The 21,529-nt window shown below is 58.1% G+C and carries 24 protein-coding genes and 1 pseudogene; 16 read left to right on the plus strand and 9 right to left on the minus strand.

Features of this window, described 5'->3' with window-relative positions; translation table 11 throughout:
* On the minus strand, positions 1 to 1,459 hold a 1,459-nt coding region (thrC, locus tag Q5H33_RS00005), incomplete at its 3' end, for a threonine synthase (protein ID WP_302422384.1).
* Between the two features lie 300 nt (positions 1,460 to 1,759).
* Here thrC and glyA point away from each other — a divergent pair.
* The 5 genes from glyA (at position 1,760) to Q5H33_RS00030 (ending at position 6,976) form a co-directional block, all read left to right on the plus strand.
* Positions 1,760 to 3,067 (plus strand): serine hydroxymethyltransferase, encoded by a 1,308-nt coding sequence (gene glyA / locus Q5H33_RS00010; protein ID WP_021913080.1) that lies wholly within the window; start codon positions 1,760 to 1,762, stop codon positions 3,065 to 3,067.
* A gap of 104 nt (positions 3,068 to 3,171) precedes the next feature.
* Positions 3,172 to 4,485 (plus strand): glutamate-5-semialdehyde dehydrogenase, encoded by a 1,314-nt coding sequence (locus Q5H33_RS00015; RefSeq protein ID WP_188015871.1) that lies wholly within the window; start codon positions 3,172 to 3,174, stop codon positions 4,483 to 4,485.
* Positions 4,482 to 5,102 carry a hypothetical protein gene (locus tag Q5H33_RS00020; RefSeq protein WP_021899016.1) on the plus strand — a complete coding sequence of 207 codons (621 nt, stop codon included), beginning with the start codon at positions 4,482 to 4,484 and terminating at the stop codon, positions 5,100 to 5,102. Before Q5H33_RS00015 ends, Q5H33_RS00020 begins: the two co-directional genes overlap by 4 nt.
* A gap of 14 nt (positions 5,103 to 5,116) precedes the next feature.
* Positions 5,117 to 5,845, plus strand: coding sequence for a nicotinate-nucleotide adenylyltransferase (nadD, locus tag Q5H33_RS00025; RefSeq protein ID WP_003810221.1), 729 nt, complete (start codon positions 5,117 to 5,119; stop codon positions 5,843 to 5,845).
* Between the two features lie 111 nt (positions 5,846 to 5,956).
* Positions 5,957 to 6,976 carry a ribose-phosphate diphosphokinase gene (locus Q5H33_RS00030; protein WP_003810218.1) on the plus strand — a complete coding sequence of 340 codons (1,020 nt, stop codon included), beginning with the start codon at positions 5,957 to 5,959 and terminating at the stop codon, positions 6,974 to 6,976.
* A 235-nt stretch (positions 6,977 to 7,211) separates the two neighbouring features.
* Here Q5H33_RS00030 and Q5H33_RS00035 read toward each other — a convergent pair whose 3' ends face one another.
* Entirely contained in the window at positions 7,212 to 7,958 is a 747-nt protein-coding gene (locus tag Q5H33_RS00035; protein WP_038444521.1) for an N-acetyltransferase, read from the minus strand.
* 226 nt (positions 7,959 to 8,184) lie between these two features.
* On the opposite strand from Q5H33_RS00035, the gene Q5H33_RS00040 reads away from it, so the two are divergent.
* On the plus strand, positions 8,185 to 8,460 hold the full coding sequence (locus Q5H33_RS00040; protein ID WP_033500314.1) for an autorepressor SdpR family transcription factor: 276 nt from the start codon (positions 8,185 to 8,187) through the stop codon (positions 8,458 to 8,460).
* An 11-nt stretch (positions 8,461 to 8,471) separates the two neighbouring features.
* Positions 8,472 to 9,179: an SdpI family protein gene (locus Q5H33_RS00045; protein WP_270319976.1), complete on the plus strand. Its 708-nt coding sequence runs from the start codon at positions 8,472 to 8,474 to the stop codon at positions 9,177 to 9,179.
* Between the two features lie 209 nt (positions 9,180 to 9,388).
* Here the strand turns inward: Q5H33_RS00045 and Q5H33_RS00050 are convergent, their stop codons facing one another.
* The 7 genes and pseudogenes from Q5H33_RS00050 to Q5H33_RS00080 all read right to left on the minus strand — a co-directional run bounded on the left by Q5H33_RS00050 (position 9,389) and on the right by Q5H33_RS00080 (position 15,400).
* On the minus strand, positions 9,389 to 9,943 hold the full coding sequence (locus Q5H33_RS00050; protein ID WP_051872019.1) for a hypothetical protein: 555 nt from the start codon (positions 9,941 to 9,943) through the stop codon (positions 9,389 to 9,391).
* Between the two features lie 278 nt (positions 9,944 to 10,221).
* On the minus strand, positions 10,222 to 10,857 hold the full coding sequence (locus Q5H33_RS00055; protein WP_003807101.1) for an ABC transporter ATP-binding protein: 636 nt from the start codon (positions 10,855 to 10,857) through the stop codon (positions 10,222 to 10,224).
* Between the two features lie 12 nt (positions 10,858 to 10,869).
* Entirely contained in the window at positions 10,870 to 12,093 is a 1,224-nt protein-coding gene (locus Q5H33_RS00060; RefSeq protein WP_302422385.1) for an ABC transporter permease, read from the minus strand.
* Complete coding sequence (locus Q5H33_RS00065) at positions 12,090 to 13,457, minus strand: ABC transporter permease (protein ID WP_302422386.1); 1,368 nt, start codon at positions 13,455 to 13,457, stop codon at positions 12,090 to 12,092. Before Q5H33_RS00065 ends, Q5H33_RS00060 begins: the two co-directional genes overlap by 4 nt.
* A gap of 139 nt (positions 13,458 to 13,596) precedes the next feature.
* Positions 13,597 to 13,882, minus strand: a pseudogene (locus Q5H33_RS00070) (transposase); the annotation flags it as partial.
* A gap of 455 nt (positions 13,883 to 14,337) precedes the next feature.
* Positions 14,338 to 14,460, minus strand: coding sequence for a hypothetical protein (locus Q5H33_RS00075; RefSeq protein ID WP_003807087.1), 123 nt, complete (start codon positions 14,458 to 14,460; stop codon positions 14,338 to 14,340).
* 601 nt (positions 14,461 to 15,061) lie between these two features.
* Positions 15,062 to 15,400 carry a hypothetical protein gene (locus tag Q5H33_RS00080; RefSeq protein WP_038444512.1) on the minus strand — a complete coding sequence of 113 codons (339 nt, stop codon included), beginning with the start codon at positions 15,398 to 15,400 and terminating at the stop codon, positions 15,062 to 15,064.
* Positions 15,401 to 15,902: 502 nt separating this feature from the next.
* Between Q5H33_RS00080 and Q5H33_RS00085 the strand changes: the two genes are divergently transcribed.
* From Q5H33_RS00085 to Q5H33_RS00125, 9 genes are all read left to right on the plus strand, one after another.
* A complete protein-coding gene (locus tag Q5H33_RS00085; protein WP_158001455.1) occupies positions 15,903 to 16,349 on the plus strand; it encodes a helix-turn-helix domain-containing protein in 447 nt (148 codons plus the stop codon).
* A gap of 9 nt (positions 16,350 to 16,358) precedes the next feature.
* The gene (locus tag Q5H33_RS00090) at positions 16,359 to 16,910 is read left to right on the plus strand and encodes a PIN domain-containing protein (RefSeq protein WP_003807074.1); all 552 of its coding nucleotides are present in this window, start codon (positions 16,359 to 16,361) and stop codon (positions 16,908 to 16,910) included.
* 950 nt (positions 16,911 to 17,860) lie between these two features.
* Complete coding sequence (locus tag Q5H33_RS00095) at positions 17,861 to 18,937, plus strand: site-specific integrase (RefSeq protein WP_227561918.1); 1,077 nt, start codon at positions 17,861 to 17,863, stop codon at positions 18,935 to 18,937.
* 227 nt (positions 18,938 to 19,164) lie between these two features.
* Positions 19,165 to 19,539, plus strand: coding sequence for a hypothetical protein (locus Q5H33_RS00100; protein WP_302422387.1), 375 nt, complete (start codon positions 19,165 to 19,167; stop codon positions 19,537 to 19,539).
* Between the two features lie 400 nt (positions 19,540 to 19,939).
* The gene (locus tag Q5H33_RS00105; protein ID WP_302422388.1) at positions 19,940 to 20,287 is read left to right on the plus strand and encodes a hypothetical protein; all 348 of its coding nucleotides are present in this window, start codon (positions 19,940 to 19,942) and stop codon (positions 20,285 to 20,287) included.
* Positions 20,287 to 20,493, plus strand: coding sequence for a hypothetical protein (locus tag Q5H33_RS00110; RefSeq protein ID WP_117805647.1), 207 nt, complete (start codon positions 20,287 to 20,289; stop codon positions 20,491 to 20,493). The genes Q5H33_RS00105 and Q5H33_RS00110 overlap by 1 nt, the downstream gene beginning before the upstream one ends.
* Positions 20,490 to 20,882, plus strand: coding sequence for a hypothetical protein (locus Q5H33_RS00115; RefSeq protein ID WP_118092210.1), 393 nt, complete (start codon positions 20,490 to 20,492; stop codon positions 20,880 to 20,882). Before Q5H33_RS00110 ends, Q5H33_RS00115 begins: the two co-directional genes overlap by 4 nt.
* Entirely contained in the window at positions 20,879 to 21,082 is a 204-nt protein-coding gene (locus Q5H33_RS00120; protein ID WP_033500300.1) for a hypothetical protein, read from the plus strand. Before Q5H33_RS00115 ends, Q5H33_RS00120 begins: the two co-directional genes overlap by 4 nt.
* A gap of 7 nt (positions 21,083 to 21,089) precedes the next feature.
* Positions 21,090 to 21,509: a hypothetical protein gene (locus Q5H33_RS00125; protein WP_302422389.1), complete on the plus strand. Its 420-nt coding sequence runs from the start codon at positions 21,090 to 21,092 to the stop codon at positions 21,507 to 21,509.
* Positions 21,510 to 21,529 lie beyond the last annotated feature (20 nt).

Consider the following 21,529-nt stretch of genomic DNA (forward strand, 5'->3'; position numbering starts at 1 on the left):
AACCTTCCATACCGTCGATGTCAACGACATGGTCGAAACGCACGTCGGCGGTCTCAAGACCGCGCAGCGCGGCCGGAGCGGTGGTGCCGGTGGCCTTGGCAAGCACGTCCATGCATTCGAAATCGGTGCCGGACGCGTCAAGACCCAGAGATTCGTTGACTACGCGCGGGAACTTGTACGGGCTGGCGGTGGACAGCAGCACGCGCGGCGTGAGCGGATCGCGCGGCATCTGCTGCATGACGTAGTAGCCGCATGCGGTGTGCGGGTCGATCACGTAATGGTTCTTGTTCCAGCAGTCCGCGATCATCTCGCGCACCTGGTTCTCATCGGCCCAACCGGTGCCGAAGATGGAACGAATCTTCTTCATCATCGGCTCGGGAACCTCGTAGGCGCCCCACTGGCTCAGATCGTTCATCAGCATGGAGATCAGGCGCGTGTCCTTGTCGGACATGTAATACAGCATGCGCTCCAGGTTCGATGAGATGAGGATATCCATCGACGGGGAAATGGTCTGGAAGAACGGACGTTGACGGTTGTACGTGCCGGAAGTCAGGAAGTCGAACAGCACGTTGTTCTTGTCGGACGCCACCACAAGATGCTTGACCGGCAGGCCCAGCAGCTTCGCGTAATAGCCGGCGAGGATGTCGCCGAAATTACCCGTCGGCACAACGAACTCGACCTCGTCGCCCACATTGATGACCTGGCGTTCCAGCAGCTGCGCGTACGCGGAGAAGTAATAGACGACCTGCGGCACCAGACGGCCCACATTGATGGAATTCGCGGAGGAAAGCACCACATGCGAATCATCGGCGAGACGTTCGGCAAGCTCCTTGTCGCCGAAGATGCGCTTGACGGCGGACTGCGCGTCATCGAAATTGCCCTTGACCGCGCACACGTTCACATTGGAGCCGGACTGCGTGGTCATCTGCAGCTCCTGCACCTGGCTGACCTTGCCTTCCGGATAGAACACGGTGATGCCGGTGCCCGCGGCGTCCGCGAAACCAGCCAACGCGGCCTTGCCGGTGTCGCCGGACGTGGCGGTGACGATCATGATCTTCTCATCCGCGTCGCCATCCGCCGGAGTGGTGCGCGCCATGAAACGCGGCAGAATCTGCAGCGCCACATCCTTGAACGCGGAAGTCGGACCGTTGAACAGTTCCATCACATAGTCATCGCCGAGCGGCTTGACCGGAGTGATCTTCTCGTCGGACCACTGCGGGCCGTACGCTTCGTCGATGCACTCCTTGAGCTCGGCCTCGGTGTAGTCCGGCAGCAGCACGGACAGCACATCGAACGCGATCTGCTGGTAGGACTTGCCGGCCAAGGAAGCGATATCCACATGGGTCTCACCCAAGGAGTCGGTCACGAACAGGCCGCCATCATCGGCGATGCCCTTGCGGATGGCCTGCTTGGAGGTAAGCGAATCGGTGGTGCTGCGTGTGCTGTGGAACGTGGTCACTTGATTTCCTTAGCAATAGAACGGACAGATTACGTCAAACGTGCTTCTCAGTGTACCGGCACAGGTGGGAAGAACGTCGCCTCGCGTCCGTGGAATGGGACGCCGACCCCATACGATTGCCGACGGAAGGTCCTGCTTTTCCACGTGGCCCGCGATCGTGCCGTCCATGTCTTCGCGCGCAGGCGGTGCCATATTTCCCACATGTTTCGAAACCCGGTTTTCCTCCGATCGTTTTCACACGTACACTGCTCTGTAACCCGCGGTACAGCGGATGATCATTCCGAAGTCAAGGAGGGCTTCATGACTGCATCACCTCTTGCGCAAACACCGAACGACATGTTCAACGCGCCCATCGCCGAAGCGGATCCGGAAATCGCCGAAATCCTCGACGCCGAACTATCCAGGCAGCAAAACGGACTCGAAATGATCGCATCCGAGAATTTCGTGCCACGCGCCGTCCTACAGGCACAAGGCTCCGTACTGACCAACAAATACGCCGAAGGCTATCCGGGACGCCGCTACTACGGCGGCTGCGAGCAGGTGGACAAAATCGAAACCATCGCCCGCGAACGCGCCAAAAGCCTATTCGGCGCCGAATACGCCAACGTACAGCCGCACTCCGGCGCACAGGCCAACGCAGCCGTCTACCAGGCGCTCGTCAAACCCGGCGACACGGTTCTCGGCCTCGCCCTCGACCACGGCGGCCACCTCACCCATGGCATGAAAATCAACTTCTCCGGCCGCTTCTACCACGCCGAAGCCTACGGCGTGAATCCCGAAACCTTCCGCATCGACCCGGAAATCATCCGCCAGCGTGCGCTCGAGACCCATCCCGCCATGATCATCGGCGGATGGAGCGCCTACCCGCGCATCGAAGACTTCAAAGCCATGAAGGAGATCGCCGACGAGGTCGGCGCCAAATTCTGGGTGGACATGGCCCACTTCGCCGGCCTCGTAGCCGCCGGACTGCATCCAAGCCCCGTCCCATACGCCGACGTCGTATCCTCCACCGCGCACAAAACCCTCGGCGGCCCACGCTCCGGCTTCATCCTCGCCAAGCAGGAATACGCCAAGAAACTCAACTCCGCCGTATTCCCCGGCCAGCAAGGCGGCCCGCTCATGCACGTCATCGCCGGCAAGGCCGTCGCCTTCAAAGTCGCCGCCACCCCGGAATTCAAAGACCGCATGCAACGCACCCTCGACGGCGCCAAGATCCTTGCCGAACGCCTCATGGCCGACGACGTCAAAAACAACGGCATCAGCGTCCTGACCGGCGGTACCGACGTGCACCTGGTCATGGTCGACCTACGCAACAGCGAAATGGACGGCAAACAAGGCGAAGACCTGCTCGCACAATGCGGCATCACCATCAACCGCAACACCGTCCCGTTCGACCCACGCCCCGCATCCGTGGCCTCCGGCCTGCGCATCGGCACCAGCGCACTCGCCACCCGCGGCTTCGGACCCAAGGAATACGAGGAAGTCGCCGACATCATCGGCACCGCTCTCGCCGCAGGACAGGACGCCGACGTCGACGCGCTCAAGGCGCGCGTCGACAAGCTTGCCGAAGACTTCCCGCTTTACCCGGGACTCGACCAAATCCACTGATCACCAGCCTCGACTGACGAAATCGCGTCCCGCCGCGCAACCAACGACCCGAAAATGGCCGTCATTGCCCAGCGAGGCGTGATTTCGCGCTATTCTAAGAGACTATGACGAATCCACAGAACCAAGGCACCGCCATGAACACCGACGTGTTCGAAGCAGTATGCGCCATGGGCGACGCAGCCCGCACCGTGCAATCGCAACTTGCCCAGGCAAACACCGAAGCCAAAAACCAACTGCTCAACGCCATCGCCGACGCACTCGACCAGCATGCGGACGACATCGCCGCAGCCAACGCGCTCGATATGAACCAAGCCGAAACCGACGGCATGGACGCCGGCAAACTCGACCGACTCAGATTCGACCAGCAGCGCATCACCGCCGCCGCGCAAGGCGTACGCCACGTGGCATCCCTACCAGACCCCATCGGCGAAATCGTACGCGGATACCATCTGGAAAACGGCCTACGACTGCAGCAGGTACGCGTCCCCATCGGCGTGCTCGGCATGATCTACGAAGCACGTCCCAACGTCACCGTTGACGTTGCCTCCCTATGCATCAAATCCGGCAACGCCGTCCTGCTGCGCGGCGGACACGCGGCCGAACACACCAACGCGGCAACACTCGCCGTCATCGCCGACGTACTCACCAAACACGGATACGACCACAACATGATCGCCACCGTAGACCAATACGGACGCGACGGCGCCACCGCCATGATGGAAGCACGCGGCCACATCGACGTGCTCATCCCACGCGGGGGAGCAGGACTCATCCAAGCCGTGGTACGCAACTCCAAAGTCCCCGTCATCGAAACCGGAGCCGGCAACGTGCACATCTACGTCGACCGCACCGGCAACCCCGACAAAGCCATCCCCATCCTCATCAACGCCAAAACCCAACGCGTCGGCGTATGCAACGCCACCGAAAAACTCCTCGTCCACAAAGACATCGCCGAAAGCTTCCTGCCGAAAGCCGCGGCAGCGCTCGCCGCAGCGGGAGTCGAAATGCATGCCGACGAACGCGCGTATGGCATCATCGAACATGCCGGAATCGCAAATGCGCAACTCGTGCATGCCACCGACGAGGATTGGGACACCGAATATCTGGCACTCAAAATCGGCATCAAGGTGGTCGACTCGCTTGACGAGGCCATCGCGCATATCAACCGCCACTCCACCGGGCACACCGAATCCATCATCGCCGAAGACTATTCGGCCATCGAGGAATTCACCGCCCGCATCGACTCGGCGGTGGTGATGGTCAACGCCTCCACACGTTTCACCGATGGCGGCGTGTTCGGATTCGGCGCGGAACTTGGCATCTCCACACAGAAGATGCATGCGCGCGGTCCGATGGGGCTGCGCGAGATGACCACGACCAAATGGATTGGCTACGGAACAGGACAGGTGAGAGAATGAGCGACGAAGTCATGCAGGACAATATGCAGCACACCATGCAGGACAACAAGAACCCATGGAACGCGGACTTGACCGACCCAATGCTCAGATTGCGATTGGCATCCGAACGATTGAGCATCGTGCGGTATGTGTTCCTTGTGCAGGTCGAAGACGGTATCGCGTCAGCGGATGAACGCGCCTCGCTCGAATACGCCGACGCGGTGCTGATCGGCTGGCCCGAAACCGACGCTTCGGACGTCATCACTCCCGATGCCGCCCAGCTTGACGATATCGACGAGCAGATGCGGGTCATGGAACAGCACATCGCCAAGTTCAGCGCGATGGAACGAGACCATGACATCGTCGGCATGACCGACACGCTGATTCGTGTCACCGAGCGCGTTGCCGGAATCCGCAGCATATACCAGCCGGATTTCCCGCTGCCGACATTCGCCGAGATTCGACGTGTGGTGCAGGACGAGTGGGATGAGGATATGGACAAGATCGATCCCGACAACGCCTCACCGACCGCGGACAGCATCGAGCAGGAAACCGCCGACGCGGATAAAGAGCAGCAGGCCGAGAAACAGGCCGAACAGCAGGCCGATGGCGCGCAAAAGAGCGGAGCGTCCGCATGACCGGACCAAAACGCATGCGGCCGGAATCTGCGGAGGCCGATCCCGAACTGACCGTCAGCTACGTGGTCGAGCCGGAACGACGCATGTCGGAACTATCCGTAGACCGGCCGCAATCAGCCGTGACCACCGGACGCAGGTCCGCACGAGGCAACTGGCACAACCGGTTGCGCATCGGCATCATGGGCGGCACTTTCGATCCGATCCATAACGGCCATTTGGTCGCAGCCTCCGAAGTGTCCTGGGTGTACGACCTCGACGAGGTGATCTTCGTGCCGACCGGACGGCCGGTGTTCAAGTTGGACAAGAAGGTCACCAATGCGGAGGACCGGTACCTTATGACGGTCATCGCCACCGCGTCGAACCCGAAATTCACCGTGTCGCGCGTGGACATCGACCGTCCCGGCGTCACCTACACCATCGACACCCTGCGTGACATCCGCGCCCAGTATCCCGATGCGGAACTGTTCTTCATCACCGGTGCCGACGCCGTGGCGGAGATCATGCAATGGAAGGACGCCAACAAGATGTGGGAGCTGGCGCATTTCGTGGCCGTGACACGTCCCGGTTATTCCTCGCCGGACGGCGTGAAATTACCTGAAGGCAAGGTGGATACGCTGGAGATTCCCGCATTGGCGATTTCTTCCACGGATGTGCGTCGCCGCGCCGAACATGGCGAACCCGTCTGGTATCTCGTACCCGACGGCGTGGTGCAATACATCGGCAAACACGGCCTATACCGATAGAAGGTGGACGGAACGATCGCATGGCCCCCGAACACACGGGGTCGGTGAGGTCTGCGCGGCCGGTTAGTATGGGTCACATCCACTTCGCTAGAACAGACGTTTGGAGACACGGTGAGCGCAATCCTTGAAGGAAAGCCGGATAAGAACCTTATCCTTGTCACAGGCAGAGCACACCCGAAGCTGGCGGCGGAAGTCGCCGAACAGCTCGGCATTGATGTTCTGGAAACCACAGCATACGATTTTGCGAACGGCGAAATGTACGTGCGCTACACCGAGTCCGTGCGTGGCGCGGACGTGTTCGTACTGCAGAGCCATTCCAATCCGGTCAACCAGGCCATCATGGAACAGCTCATCATGATTGATGCGTTGAAGCGTGCTTCCGCGCGTTCCATCACCGCGGTCTGCCCGCTGCTGGGCTATTCCCGCCAGGATAAGAAGCACCGCGGCCGCGAGCCCATCTCCTGCCGTCTGGTGTTTGACCTGCTCAAGACCGCAGGCGCCGACCGCATCATGAGCGTCGATCTGCATGCGGCGCAGTCGCAAGGCTTCTTTGACGGCCCGGTTGATCATCTCATCGCCATGCCGGTGCTGGTCGATTACATCCGTGACCGTTTCTCCAACCAACTTGACAACGTCGCTGTCGTCTCCCCGGACGCCGGTCGTATCCGTGTTGCCGAACAGTGGGCGCAGCGCCTCGGCGGCGGTCCGCTCGCCTTCGTGCACAAGACCCGCGACATCACCCGCCCGAACCAGGCGGTCGCCAACCGTGTGGTCGGCGACGTCGCAGGCAAGGACTGCGTGCTTGTCGACGACCTGATTGACACCGCGGGCACCATCGCCGGCGCATGCAACGTGCTTAAGGATGCCGGAGCCAAGTCGGTGACCGTCGTCGCCACGCATGGCGTGCTGTCCGGCCCGGCCGTGGACCGACTGAAGAACTGCGGCGCACGCGAGGTCGTGCTCACCGATACCGTGCCGATTCCGGAAGAAAAGCGTTGGGACGGTCTGACTGTTCTGTCGATCGCGCCGTTGCTGGCAAGTGCCATCCGCGCCGTGTTCGAAGACGGTTCCGTTGCCGAACTGTTCGACACGTATCCGGAACATCACGGCCAGGGCTTCCTGTTCGCCTGATTTTCTAGGAAACTCGGATACTTCTGACACTTCAGATATTTCGAGGTTTTACGTTATACGGGTTCCGGTTCATTCGGAACCCGTTTTCTTTATGCTTTTCGCTGCATTGCACGCTGACGGTTGCGCGGGTGGGGGTGTTTCCGCCATGCCGTACGGGCCGATCCGACTTGTTCGAATGGTAATGCGTGCGGAACGTCATGATGCCCCCGCATCTTAAAAAAACGTCAGGCCGGCATCAGACCTGTACGCCTGCGAGCTTCAGGAACTTCTTGTCGGACTGGATGCCTTGAGTCAGGAACTCTCCGTTCTTGAACAGCGCGTAGGTCGTGACCGGAGCTGGCGTATTCTGGGCCTGCTCACGGCTGATGATGTGAATGGTTTTTAATGGAATGCTGTGCTCTTCCGCCACCGCTTCCACGCGTGGCACCCAGTAGTGGGTGAACGGACACTGGTCCGTGTAATAGAGAACGAATCCATCACCATCCGCCGTGGGATATTTGGCGCATTCTTTGAATTGCGGAGGCTTCGTGTCCGAACCGAACGGCAGGTACATGAGCATGATTCCGCATGATGACGTGTCCGCAACCATGAAACCCTTGTGCGCAAGGTATTTCGCGTCGGAGAGGAATTCGCGCTTGCGTCCTTCGGCAGACAAAATACACAATCCCTTCCGCCCCTGCTCCTTCGCATCCCTCACGCACTCCCGTAACAGGTCGTTGGAATATCCGTGCCCTTTCATGGAGCCGGCGACCCATAGACAGTCGATGTAAAGATACCCATCCGCTTGGATAGGAACCCACGCGTTCTCCGCGGGGATATATTCGATGAAGCATTTTCCGCGTTCTACGCTGCGGTAGAAGATCAATCCTTCGTCGAATCGACGTTTGAGCCACTCCTTTTTCGCAAGGGCCTGTTTGCCGGACATGGCGCAGCAGACGTGCTCTGCATCGATGTTGTCCCTGGTAATTCGAATGTATTCCATTCGGGACCTCCTTGTCTTGCGCGGTTCCGCCCATGTTGCCGCCTATGGCGTGGGATTATTGCCGAGTCTACTGGAAGGCGCCGTTCCTTGACATCAGCGTTGCTCCGAAAAAACGAGATTCCGGTTTCCATGACGTTTTCAGACTTCCGTATTTTAGATATTTAGACAAACGTCTAAATATCTGGTAGGATGAATATCCCAATCCGATACTGGAAAGAGAGCGATGATGGCAGGAGAAGGATTCAAGGCACTCGCCGACCCCACGCGGCGTCGTATCCTCGAGCTGCTGCGTGCGGGGGATATGACCGCGGGGGAGCTCGCGGAGCATTTCGACATCAGCAAGCCATCGCTCAGTCACCATCTGGCGACTCTTAGGAACGCTGGTCTCGTAACGGACGAACGACATGGGCAGAACATCGTGTACAGCCTCAATACCACAGTTATGCAGGACTTGGTCGGATGGTTCATGGGCTTCGCGGACGATCCGGAAGACAGGCAATGAAAGGTCTGACAATGCAAAAGCAGGAAAAACCCGAGACAACCAAAGCCTCGACCGGTATTCCGGCCCGTGTATGGGTCGTCCTCATGCTGCTTTGCGTGCTGAACGTCGTGGCGCATCTTGCCGCCATGCCGGGGCTACCTGAGCGCATTCCCATGCATTGGGGTGTTGACGGCGGTGTGAACGGATGGGGGCCACGTTGGATGGCATCCGTTCTGGGTGCGCTTCCATTGACGTTTCTCGCACTGTTCTATGTGGTGCCGCGCATTGATCCGAAAGGTGCCGCATATGCCAAGTTCGGCGGATTCTACCAAGGATTCGTGATCTCGTTCACGGTATTCATGTGCGCCATCAGCTGGCTTGGGGAACTCACCGTCTGGAACCTCCTTCCTGGCAAGGGCGCGGTCAACGTCATCGTGTCCGGGGCGATCGGCGCGTTCTTCATCGGCATGGGTAATTATCTACCTCGTGTGCGGCAAAACTACACGCTCGACATCAAAACGCCATGGGCGCTCGACGACCCCGACAACTGGCGCCGCACCCACCGTTTCGGCGGAGCCTGTTTCATGGTGGTGGGCGTTAGCCTGATTGTGCTGGGATTTTTAGGAGGTATATTGCCTGAAACCTGGATTCTGGCAGTGATTATGGTGCTTGCGATTGTCTCGGTCGCAGCCATGTATGTTTACTCGTATCTCATCTGGCACAAATCCCACAACAGCTGATTGGGTAGCACCCCCGGTTTTCTTCAGCGAAACCACAGGGGAGTCCGACCCGAATTGCCTGACCGTGCGGGTCGTGTTGACGCGGATAAACGGATAAAAGACGCCCCGGTGACATGGAAACTAGCGGTTAGCATGGGGACTCGTACTTGTAAGTGCAACAGGCATTCCGATGATGTTTGATTTTCCTGCATGCAAACCCGTCGTGTTCTTTATTTCTGTTGTATTGCGAGCAGTACGGTGGCGCGCAGGACGTCCTCGTCGGCGAAATTCAGGCCCCATATGATCTCGACCTTGTCGGTGAGGCGCTTCTGCACGCCGCCGACGATCGCCGTGGCGTCGGACAGTTGGAGGCTCTTCGGACCTTCGATGGCGATTATCGCTCCCGTGACCTCGTCGGATGCGACGCTCGAATCATGGAACCGTCCGTCGAGCGCCTCCACGATGCCCGTCGACGACCCGCTTTCCACGCGGATGACCGTGGTCAGGGCGCCGGCGCAGACGCTTCTGACGTCGTCCCCATCGATGTGGATGTACTTGTTGTTGCCGAGGAATCCCTCCAACGCCGCGACGGCATCGTCCATCGTCGTGGCGGGATCCTCTCCCGGGACGGGCAGGAGGTCCACGTCCACGCGGTCCGTGGCGTCCGTTCCGGCTGCCGGCATGCGGACGGTCAGTTCCCGTTCGCCGTCGTTTTCGTTCCATAGGATCTTGACGACATGGCTTCCGTCCGTCTTGTCCGTGGCGTCGATGTGTCGTGCGGTCATTTTTGGTTCCTTTTCGATGAGGCGGGTTCGTTTCTTTCCGGGGCATGTCCCGGCCGTTCTTACTTCTGTCGATGCCGGACGGGCGTGTGGTCCGATCGGGGCGAGTGCGAATCAGGACGGGGGCCGGCATGGGCGTCGTGGATCGGCGACGAGTCCCAAAAACGTCACCGATCCACGACGCAATCCCGACACCCGTTTCGCAGCCGAGGACGATGGCGGAAGGGGCATTGGCGCGGTTCTTGCCGGCCATGACGGAAGACGTGGTCTGTGCGAGAGTGCTATGCCTTGGCTAGCTTCTTATGTCTGAGGGTGTAAACGGCATCGGCGGAATCGGCGACACGTTTGGAATGCGTCACCACAATGACACATTTACCGAGTTGATGAGCGGCATGCCGCAAAAGATCAATCACCTCATCAGTCATTTCCGGATCCAGGCTGCCAGTCGGTTCATCCGCCAGAATCGCGCGGCCGGGCGCCACTAGGGCACGGCCGACCGCCACTCGCTGACGTTGACCGCCCGACAGGTGCATGATGTTGCGCTTCGATTCCTCACGGCTCAGTCCCAAATCCTCGAGGATCTTCATATCGGCCTTGGGATTGACCAAACGCAGATTCTCTTCGGGAGTGAGATAGTCGATCAGATTATGGTCCTGGAACACCAAGGACACGTGCTCGCGACGGTGCTTTGAATAACCCGTCGTAGCTATATCCTCACCCTCGAAACGGACCACTCCATCAGAGGGGGCATCCAGACCGGCCAACAGGGACAGCAGTGTGCTCTTTCCCGCTCCCGATGGACCGGTTATCGCATACATCTTTCCGGATTCGAAATCAGCGTTCACGTCCGAAAGAACGCGGATCTTCGCCGCGCCATATGAGTAATTGACATGGTCCAATTGCAGACAGATAGTCATGATTAATATCTCCTAACGCATAGAGGAAAGAATGGATTTCGGGGATTTGGCCAGCACCGCGGCGCACGACACGGCAAGCGCAATCGCGATGACCGCGCATCCGAGCAGCAGGATGAGCAGCGTCTGTTCTGGCGGCAGAGCCTCCACCTGCAATGATTCAAGAGGCGCGACTCCCGAATCGTGCAGCAGAAGCGAGGACACGTAACCGGACAATAGGGAGCCCGTTCCCAGCGAGCACAGGGCGGCGACCACAGCCATGAGACCGGTTTCGATCGCGAACTGGGCGATAATCTGCATCTTGCCGATGCCGAGGGCCAGAAGGGTGCCTATCTCATGGATGCGTGAGCGAATCCAGAAGACAAGCGCCATGCCCAATACCAGCACATCGGCCAGGCAGACGGACAACAGCACCATGCGGACCAGATCGCGTACCGTTTCCACCGACTGCAGCACGCCGGAAAGCCGCGCCGAGTCATCGGTGACGCCATACTCGCTTCCGGCGATTTTTTTCGCTTGGGCCATTGCTGCGGAAAGATCCCGCGGATTATCCGAGAGGCACCGGATCGTGCCGACCCGTTCCTCTCCAGTCAGCGCGGAAACCACTTGAGCGCCCGAATAGATGAGATTCTCCGATGCGTCCGATGGCATAGGGCTCTGTGCCTGTACATTGCCAGAGAAGATTCCGGCCACGCGAACGGTGGAATCGCGGCCTTCCTGACTGAGCCGGAAGGTCGATCCCACCGATAGCCCATTCTCACGTGCGAAATCCCGGTGAATCAGCACGCTCCGGCCATTATTTGAAATGTGGTGTCCTTGTTCCAACCGGTACAGGCCGCTTTGGAACTCTTCGGACAACGAGGAGTCAGTGGTGCCCAGCACGCTGACCTGCGTGGATAGGCCGGAATCCAGTCGAGGACCATGTTCGGGGACAACCGGATGCGCGCCATCCACCTGCGCCAGGGTCTTACGTTCGTAAACGGTTTTCCCTACGCCGGGGATGCGTGAGAACCGGCTCGCTTCCTTTGGGCTGACGGGATTCTCGCCGGTGTCGACGGTAAAACCTATTCCCAGGCTTCCGCCGATATCGTCGGACATTTTCTGAAGCGCCGTTGACGCTCCGACCTGAGCCACGAGACTGGTGAAAACCATCAGCATCAACAGTCCGATGATTCCGCTGCGTACCGGTTTACGTACGATTGCCAGCGTGGCACGCTTCCACACGTTCATGCCCGTCATCGGAGCTCCGACAGGCTTCGCGGCGACTTGCGCAGCATCGGTATGCACGATATGGCGACGCATACCAGCATCACCGCCAGCAGGCCGAGCGACACATACAGTACGGCAGTCGTGTCGATCGATACCGTGAGCGAATCCAAGGTACGAACCGACATATTGGATTCGAGATCGCCGCCAACCTGCCCCATGCTGCTCAGCTCCTTCGCCGCGGAGGCGTTCACGGAACGGAGGGCCGAAGTGCCAAGCCATTGGGCCACTCCTCGTGCGCACAACCATCCGAGGGCCAGGGACGGCAGACCGATCAGAATCATCTCGGTTAGATATTGGGCGATCAGGGATGGCTTGCCGATGCCGAGGGACACCAATACGCCCATCTCCTGACGTCGGTCGTTCATCCACAGCAAGAGCATGAGGCTGAGGACTATCACTGCCGAGATGGTCACGCCGATCAAAGCGCCGCGCATCATGGAGCGCACACTTCGGGCGGCATTCAGCATGCTCGACGTATATTGGTCATTGCGCGTGATCTGGTAGTTGTTCCAATCCACCGGAAGCTTCTTCGCCGCTTCCATGGTTTTCTCCACGTCGACACCCCTGTCCAGAACGAAAGTGGCATCCTGGTATATTTCCTTGCCGGCCTTGTACTGGTACAGAGTACTTGTAGTGTCCAAATCGGTGTACACAGTGTTGGAGGTGAGTTCCGCGCGGCTGGATACCTTTCTGTCGCTGTCTCCTTTGAATATTCCAACGATGGTGGTTTTGACGGTTGCCGTCGAATGCGACTCATTGTCGGCATCATATGGATTGGCCTTGAGCGTGAGGGTATCGCCGACTTTAAGCCCATTGGTTTTGGCGAGATCCTCATGGACCATCGACATATGCTTATCGGATGCCTTGAGATGACGTCCGTCGACCATGCCGAGCGTGTGCGACGTGAACACATTGAGTTTTGACGAATCGTTTGTGCCTATGACGTTGGCCGTATTGCCGAACTGCTGTTCTTTCTCCGCATCGTAATCATCGCCGCCGGGGACCTTCACCACGCTGGCTCCCACGAGATCGGCGGTGGCGTTCTGCCTGACCATGTACGAGTCAACACCGGACAGCTTCGAGATTCGTTGCACATCAGCGGGACGAACCATTCCGCCTCCGCGAGGTGTCAGCATGCTGCCTTGCAGGTTACTGGCCAGCACGAATCCGCCGACCGCCTGTTTCTCAATCTGTCCGGCCTCATGTTGAGCTGCCTGAGAAACCGCGGTCGCGGACAGCATACTCGCCGTTATGATGGTCAGCACAATGAACAGCACCGCGGTGCGCACTCGTTTTCTGAGCACATAGCGCGCCGCCCGTGAGATAAAGGTCATTAATACCCCCTGTAAAGCTGGGACCTTCTCGGTAGTGCCCGAAAAGATGTGCACTTTGGACCATGGCCGTCCATGGCACGATGATCAGTTCGCTTCCGCGAGTTTGTCATCGAGCCGGGACCTGTCGAGATAGCGGCGGGTCGACGCTTTCCTCGCGCCGTCTGTGGCGCTCGATGACCGCGGATTCGAAGACCTCGCCCTTGAGCTTGGGCACCTTCAGGCCGAGCCTGCCGGCCTTGGCGGTCAGGCTCCGGTCGTAGTGGCCGGCGCGGTACACCTTCCGCTCCCCGGCGCGCTCGTATCTGGCGGCGTTGGCGATCTCGTCGGCCTGAAGCGCCGGGCATCGCGTTCAATGGTTCGGTGACCTTCTCGGCGACCAGGCGGTCGAGCTTGGTCTCGAGCAGGTTCCGGTCGATCTGTATGATGCTCGAGGGTCTTGCCGACTTTGTCGCGTCCGCGCCGAGCGGATTCCTACACTCTTTGGCGGCCCTGTCCAGATCGGCGGCCGCCGACACGCACGTTCCGCGCGCCATGGCCGTCCTGTGGTCCTCATATGCCCGATAGCCCAGGCGGCCGCCCACGACCACTGCGGTAGACGCGGCCGCCGCCACGCCGCTGAAGCGGCCGGAATGACGGACTGGAACCCGCCATCGTCGGCATACGTCGGTGTATGCGGTCGGCGCGTTGGGCAAACCCATGCCGCACCGGCCGGAGGCTGAGGGGGCCGTTCGACCGGAAAACTCAATGGCCGTAGGATTCCCGGATGCGGGCGTCGGGCCCGGTGGCAATCCGGACTGGAACCCTCATACGAAAAACGGGCTGCCGTGGTCCGCTGGGAACCGCGGCAGCCCGCCATGTGATTCGTTGGAATCGGAAAGCCTTACTTGTTGAGGACCTTCTTCATCAGGTCGGAGGAGGCCTTGGCGAGTGCGAACTGGCCGAAGCCCGGGTCGATGGAGGCGAGGTTGGCGTTGATGATCTGGTTGAAGGTGTCGTTCTTCATGGTGTTTCCTTTCGGACGGCCGCCTGTCTTCTTGCTCTTGTCTTCTTCTGCGTCGCGCGGCTCGTCGCTTCGTTGTTTTCTTGTCTCTGTATCTTCTGTTGTTTTTCTGTTGTGCCTTCACTATAGGCAGGAAAGTATGCGTACGTCATGCCGCAATCGCCATTTCTATTGTAGACTCATCGGTTCATCTTAAAGAAAGAATAAAAAACGGTCATATATTCTGTTGCGCAGCCTGCCGCAGCGTAGTTTTGGGTAGATGAAGTGCGATTGTTCTGCCCATTCCGACGGAAAAGTTCATGTTTGCGTCGGAATGGGCGGATGAATTGCGATTGTTCTGCTGGTTTCGATGCAAATGGTAGCTTTATCGTCGTTTCGAGCAGAAAAGTCAACGGTTTTCTGTTGATTTCAACGCTGGCAGCCCGGTTTGCGTCGTTTCAAGCAGAAGAAGTGCGGCTCGTCTGCCGGTCTCAACGCGAACGGCAGACTTTGCGTCGTTTTGAATGGAAAGACCAATGGATTTCTGTCGGTCTCGACGTGGACGGACTCGGCCTTTTTCTGCACCAGTGGGGATTGACCTTCCGTCGGCATCCGGAGCGAAGGCCTATCGCTTCGAACGCTTGCCTACAAGAACCATGGAACAGCCTGCCGACACGCACAGGTTCACTCCGCAGGTCACCGCCGGCAATAGCCGTATGACCGGCTGGTCATAGAAATCGAGGACATCGGGATCCATGAATCCTGAGTACGCCTCGAAAAGCGGATATGGCACGAGTGCCAGTGTCGAACTCGCAAAGAACAATATCCAGATAACGGAGAGGCACAGGATGAAGGCTCTTCGACCTTCTGGACGGATGGTTTTCGAGAATGCGAAAAGAGTCCATGAAAGCACGGCGATTAAAGCTCCGGCGACATACAGCAGACTCGGAATCTCGTCATACATGATTTCGCCTCCTCTCGATTCGGTTGCAGACGATTCGATCTATCGGCAGTATGGGCTGATTATAAGGCGGCGTTGTTTTTTGCGTCAAGAGGTTTTGGCCGCTCATGGCCGATTTGACGTTTCGCCGGAATCGCAAGGCAATGATGCTGCACGGATCTGGCGAGTCTTCGATACCTGCGCATGCCAAGCGAGGGACGATCCATGGGGTGGCAGGGTCGAGGGATCTTCGCAATGCCGTTCTCGCCGCTCGCGAAAACGGTTCGTCATGATTCCGTTCGGCTACAACGCGGACCGAGCGAGCCTGCATTGGAACAACTGGAGCTACTGAAACGGCAAGACCTCCGAAACCGCGATTGCCGACGGCGACGAGGATTCGCCGAAGAAGGAGAAGTATCGGTCAAGGTGGCCGCGGTGAACCTGAAAGCAGTCTAGATTATCCCGATCCACATATTGTCCATTGTGTCCATTTGCCGCATGATGAAAACAGATGGAGGTGGTTGCGATGACCATGATGATGGGTGGCAAAGTCCATAGGACGAGGTCTAAGGCACGGCGCTCTGCTGGCGGAGTTCCCGGAGCGTTCCTGCAAGGGGTGGACGGCACGCGTATCCCGTTGACGCCGGACGACTACAGGCGCGTTAGGGAGTTTCTGCTTGCAGAGCCGGAACGGGCGGTGGCGGATGACGAGCGTATCACGACTGGCGAGGCGGCGCGTATTCTTGGGGTCTCCCAACGCACGCTCACACGCATGCTGGACGCGGGCATGATTCCGTACACCCGCATGGGGGAGCGCAGTTACCGTTTCCTGAGGCTTTCGGATGTGACCGACTACAAGCGCAGGCGCGACGAGGCCACATCCAAGGCGTTGGATGAGATGCGTTCCATCGCCGATGAGGACGGCGCGTACGACATCGACTATTCGGATTACCTGTCCCGGTTCGATAAGTAGAGTGCCCTTATGATTGCGCTGCTTGACGCCAACCTGTTCGTACCTACGTGGATCATCGACCCACTGCTTAGCTTGGCCGAGGCTGGTCTGTGCGAGCCAGCATGGTCTGCGAGGGTCATGGACGAGGCACGCTTGGCCATCATGGAAGTGCGGCATGTGCCCGACGTCCGGGCCCGCGGTTTTCTTGACGCGATCTGCAGGGCCTTTCCGATGGCCATGGCGGAGGATTGGGAGCGGTTTGAACCGGACGTGAATTTGTCGGACCCCAACGACGGGCATGTGGTCGCGGCCGCCCGTCGGGCCGGTGCGGAAACCATCGTTACATTCAACCTCAAGGATTTCCCCGCAGACGAACTTTCCAGGTACGGACTGCACGCTCAATCGCCGGATGTTTTCCTTACCTCCGTGTTCGATGCACATCCAGAAGAAGCGATGGACGCCATGCGCAGACTGGTCAGCTCCAAACGCCATCCGCCGCGTACCATGAGCGAAGAAATCGAGCATTTGCGCGTCTTGCGCCTTCCGCTGTTCGCACGGAGATTGTCCGAAACGGTAGGCTAATCCCCGTCATCTGCAACACTGCGAATCATACGGTAGGCGCAATCAATGCACAATCTGTGAATAATCGCTAATCCATTGGCTCAACACAACCTATTGCCGCCTTGCACCGTGGAATCAAGCAAATCACGAAGAAAAGGCCGTCCGCACGGCAAGATTTCGGTCGTAGGCGATGGATTCGGACGAGCCGTATCCGAGAGGGTGCCAGTACGAATAGGTGGACTCGGACCGGTCATGTCTAGGGGGTCGGAATAGCCCCCTAGACATAGTCCTTTTTGCTCCCCCACCTGGACTCGAAAGATCTCATGCTACTTATGTTGCTTCTTTGGTGGATGTCACTGGCTCCCAAGACGAATGAAGTACCAGGAAAGACCATATAACAGAACACCTCTGCACTCTAGAGAGGCCGGAAGAGAACAGACGAAGACGCCACAACATATTCCCTTCCGGCTTTTTATTCCCAGGTGCCGTTTCAGATGCATTTTAAGGTTCCAAAAAAACGCCATACATATAGGTCTGACCGGTTTTGCCGAATCAACTGTCATGCGCTATCTTTTTTGCATCGAGGGGGCTTCGTCTCCCGGAGATGCATATGCTCTTTCAATGGCGACGACGCTCGTGCTCCTTGGCCTTGCAATCCTCCCCGAATCGGGCGTCCCTGCCGACGCTAATGCGTGGAAGGACCTGATATGACGGACCCAGATCTGGAAGTCACAAGGATAAGAAGATTCGGAACGATCGTTGCGCGGAAACGATCCGACGGGTCGATCAGCGCATGGCTTGCACGCTATTCGTCACCCGTGGATGGACGCCGAGTGCAACGATCATTTGAAAGTGTGCGGGATGCTGAGTCATGGCTTGCCGGCGAACATGAGCTGGTCGAAATGCACCGTCGTGGTTTAAAACAGTGGGTTCATCCGACCGACAGGGATCGTCGGAAAAAAGCGGGATCGATGACATTCGATGAACTTGCCGACTGGTATGTGGATACGCATCGAAAACCGGATGGCACCGCGCTACGTGGCGCGGCAAGACGTAATCTGCGGACGGACGTGGGCCATTTAAAAGACGTGTTCGGCGGCATGACGCTCAAGCAAATCACTCCGGACGTGATTTCCAAATGGTACTTCGGCGAGCATGCGGAAGGCGAGTGGGTGTTCCCCCGCATGTGCCAGAGACTGAAAGCCATCATGAATCTCGCATGCTCGGACAAGTTCGGTACAGGAATGCCATTGCTGGCGTCGAACCCGTTCACCCTACCGATTCCACCTGATCCGGAACCCAAATCGTGGGAGGTGCCGCCATTGACGGGCACGCAACTGGCCGCCCTATACGAGTCGATGCCGGAATACGACCGGTTAAGTGTCCTCTTGGCCGCATGGGCCGGTGGCATGAGAATCGGCGAGGCATGCGCGTTGAGAGTATCCGATTTCAATCTTGAAGCCCGAACCATGATGGTGAATCATTCGGTCTGCCGTGGGGAACACGATCTGGGAGAATTAAGATTAGGGCCGACCAAGTCGAAGCATTCCAAACGCGTGTGCCCGTTGCCTGACCTGCTGGTGCCATTGGTCCGCGAGCATATCGCCAATCGAAAAGACGAATCCAGCCCGTATTTATTCCAGTCCCGTCGGGGAAAGGGACCACTCGCCCCGACGACCCTGGGCAATCATTTCCGTCAAGCGCGCGAACAGGCGGGATGCACGACAGCGACGTTCCGTACGTTGCGTGTCACTCATGCGACCCTGCTCATGCAGAACGGCGGCACGATCCGTGAAACGATGGACAACATCGGAGACTCCACCCAAGAGGTCGTGATGCGTCATTACACAAGGACAGTGCAGGAACATCAACGTCAGGTAGTGAATCGCATGGCAGTGGGTATGACATCGGAAAGCAAGACCCTGCAGCATATCCTCGGCGTGCAATACGCCGTTCCGACTCCGGTTCCGGAGGTCCGACTGTTGGATCTGGACGCGAAACTCTCCCTGATCATCAAAGCCCTACAACAGATAAGTGTGAACGACTAATAACAAACAATTTCAGCGTGACCAACGGTGGCAAAACCTGATAGCCGGCTTTCTCATTCATGCGAGCCGCGGCATCGTTCGTCACGATGGGCAACACGAGTACACAGCCGTGCCGGATGGCCCCTGGCGGACATCGGCGCCGTACGCATCATCACTGAGTGGCGCGGCCGATAACAGGTGGGCGGGCGTGACAAGAGAAAGGACATCCACAGGAAAAAGGAACAATCATGGGAAAGGAACCAGACCCACACGCATACCATCCGAACGGCATGGACCTCAACGACGCGGCCGACATGAGGGATGAAGCGGAACAGGCATTCAACGACGCGCGCAAGACCAGAGGAAAACGCGACCTGCTGTACGTCGCGGTCATGGCCTGCGTCATCGTCATGCTCACCGGCGCCGTATGCGGAAGAAAGGACATCATCATCGCTTCCGCCGTCATCGCCGTCACGTTCTCATGCGCCGGAAGCCTGGCATGCTACCGCATGAAAAAATCACTCCACACCTACCACGAGAACAATGCCGTCCTCGAAAACGAACTCGACGCCGCCGACTACCAGAACATCATGGGATGCCCTCACCCCTGGAAAACATTCTGACCACGATTTTTACCCCCGATATCGTAAGCGGGACACGTGGAAACAATGAAGGAAACCGACGGGGGAAACATTAACAACAGCAGACTCTAACAATTCCCCCGACGGCGTTCCTTCAAAATCAAAACCTTTTCAGGAAATCGACTCCCAAAAGGATGAAAGCCGATGAGGAACGGTCGAGGTCCACGGACGATACTCAGGTTCATCGCGATAATCGCGATGAACCTGTTCACCATCAATTGCGCCTGCTACATCGCAGTCACCGTATCCGCACACGCCGACCCACGTTTACTGCATCTCAGTCGAACGGTAGGAACGTTGTGCGGCATGATGGCGATCGCAATCACTCCGATCCTCCTCATCACGGTCCTTGTCAATGGCATGGAGGAAGGAAAGAAACGACATGAGGAAAACAACGATGGCGCAGGTCGTGGAATTTGCCGGCCAACTCAACGCCACCCTGCAGAACATAAGCGAGGACGAGAACACGCACGGACTGGCCGAAGCGTACAACCGGCTCGCCCAGGTCATGGACGAGCTCTGCATTCCAATGCGCGAGGAAGAGGTTCTGGAACCCATCAGCCATGAAGAAGCATGCGAAACAGCCGAAAGACTCTACCGTCAACTCATCGAGCAAGCCAAGGACCATACGACCATACGGCTCGCCCAAGCAATGAACCGCGCATGGGCGGAACTCACCGTCGTCGAAGGCCTTGACAGACTCGCACGGCCCCAAAGCAAGGACGAGTAATGGGAAACGGAACTCCATCGGATGAATACGAGTCCGTTGAAATGTGGTTCATGAGAAGGACGACCGACAGGCTGGTCAGGGAAAACTTCGAAATGACCGACAGGCTGGTCAAAGAGGACTTCACCATGAGAACCATAATCAACACCTCAGTACGGAAACTCAATGACATCCACCAGCAAATCAGCGGATTGAAAGAAGTCATATGAACACGGACGGAACACTATTCTCCATGAAGAAAAACAGCAGGGAAGCCGAGGCGATGTCGATGACGAGCTTCATGATCCCCATCGGACTGAAGCAGAAACTCAAAGACCACGCCGCCAAGTTGGGTATCACGTCAACCAGCCTCATCATCGAAGGCATCAGACTCATCCTCGACCGGAAGGACGGTGCGACACCGCAACTGGAAGAGATCGACACCACGGGCGCCGACGAATACGTCAAACGAAAAGCCATCAAAACACTATTGGAAGCCCATCTCACCACCGAATCGCCCGCGCAGGCATGGGCCCTCGCATACCGCGCCGCGTGGAACGATGCATTGGACTTCTGCATCCAAGCAGAACAGGCTCTCGACAAGAAGGAAGACAAATGAGCGAAGAAGAACGCATCTGGGCCAACGCGTTGAGCGACGCGATCGAACCAGCGAACGAATACGCACGAAAAATAAAGGACCGTTACCTGGTAACAGCCAAAAACGACATGTACGGAATCGACCAGACGATGAACATCATCAGCCAGGCATATCTCGCCGGAGTGGAACACCAAGCCGAGGCCTGCATGGGAAAGGCATGACTCCGCCATGAACGCCCAAAGGACGTCGGCAGAAGAAACCGAAAGGACCCTACGCGCGGAAAGCGTTCTTTCGGACGATCGCCTTCCCGTCAAATGGGATGGCGAATACATCTATTGGGCGGACACGTGGACCGACACCATGCCGTTCCTGTGCGGGAACAACAACCCGTTAAAGGATCAGGCATGCCCCGGCACGGACGAACGCAGACGATGGAAACAATACAGGCCCCACCTGTGGAGGCCGAGGACCATCAACGGCCGTACCACCCAAAGCAAACTAAGACTGATGCGGTGCGGAGTCTGCGGACTGACCCTTGTGGAGGAACATCCACTCAACGGAGGAAAGGAAACGGTCTGGCGGTTGGACGAATCCGACTATGGGCCGGAAGGCAGCCACCCCGTCATCCAAGGAGAACTCGACATCTAAAAAAACAAAGCCGGCTCATT

Source organism: uncultured Bifidobacterium sp., assembly GCF_959020145.1.
GTDB lineage: Bacteria > Actinomycetota > Actinomycetes > Actinomycetales > Bifidobacteriaceae > Bifidobacterium.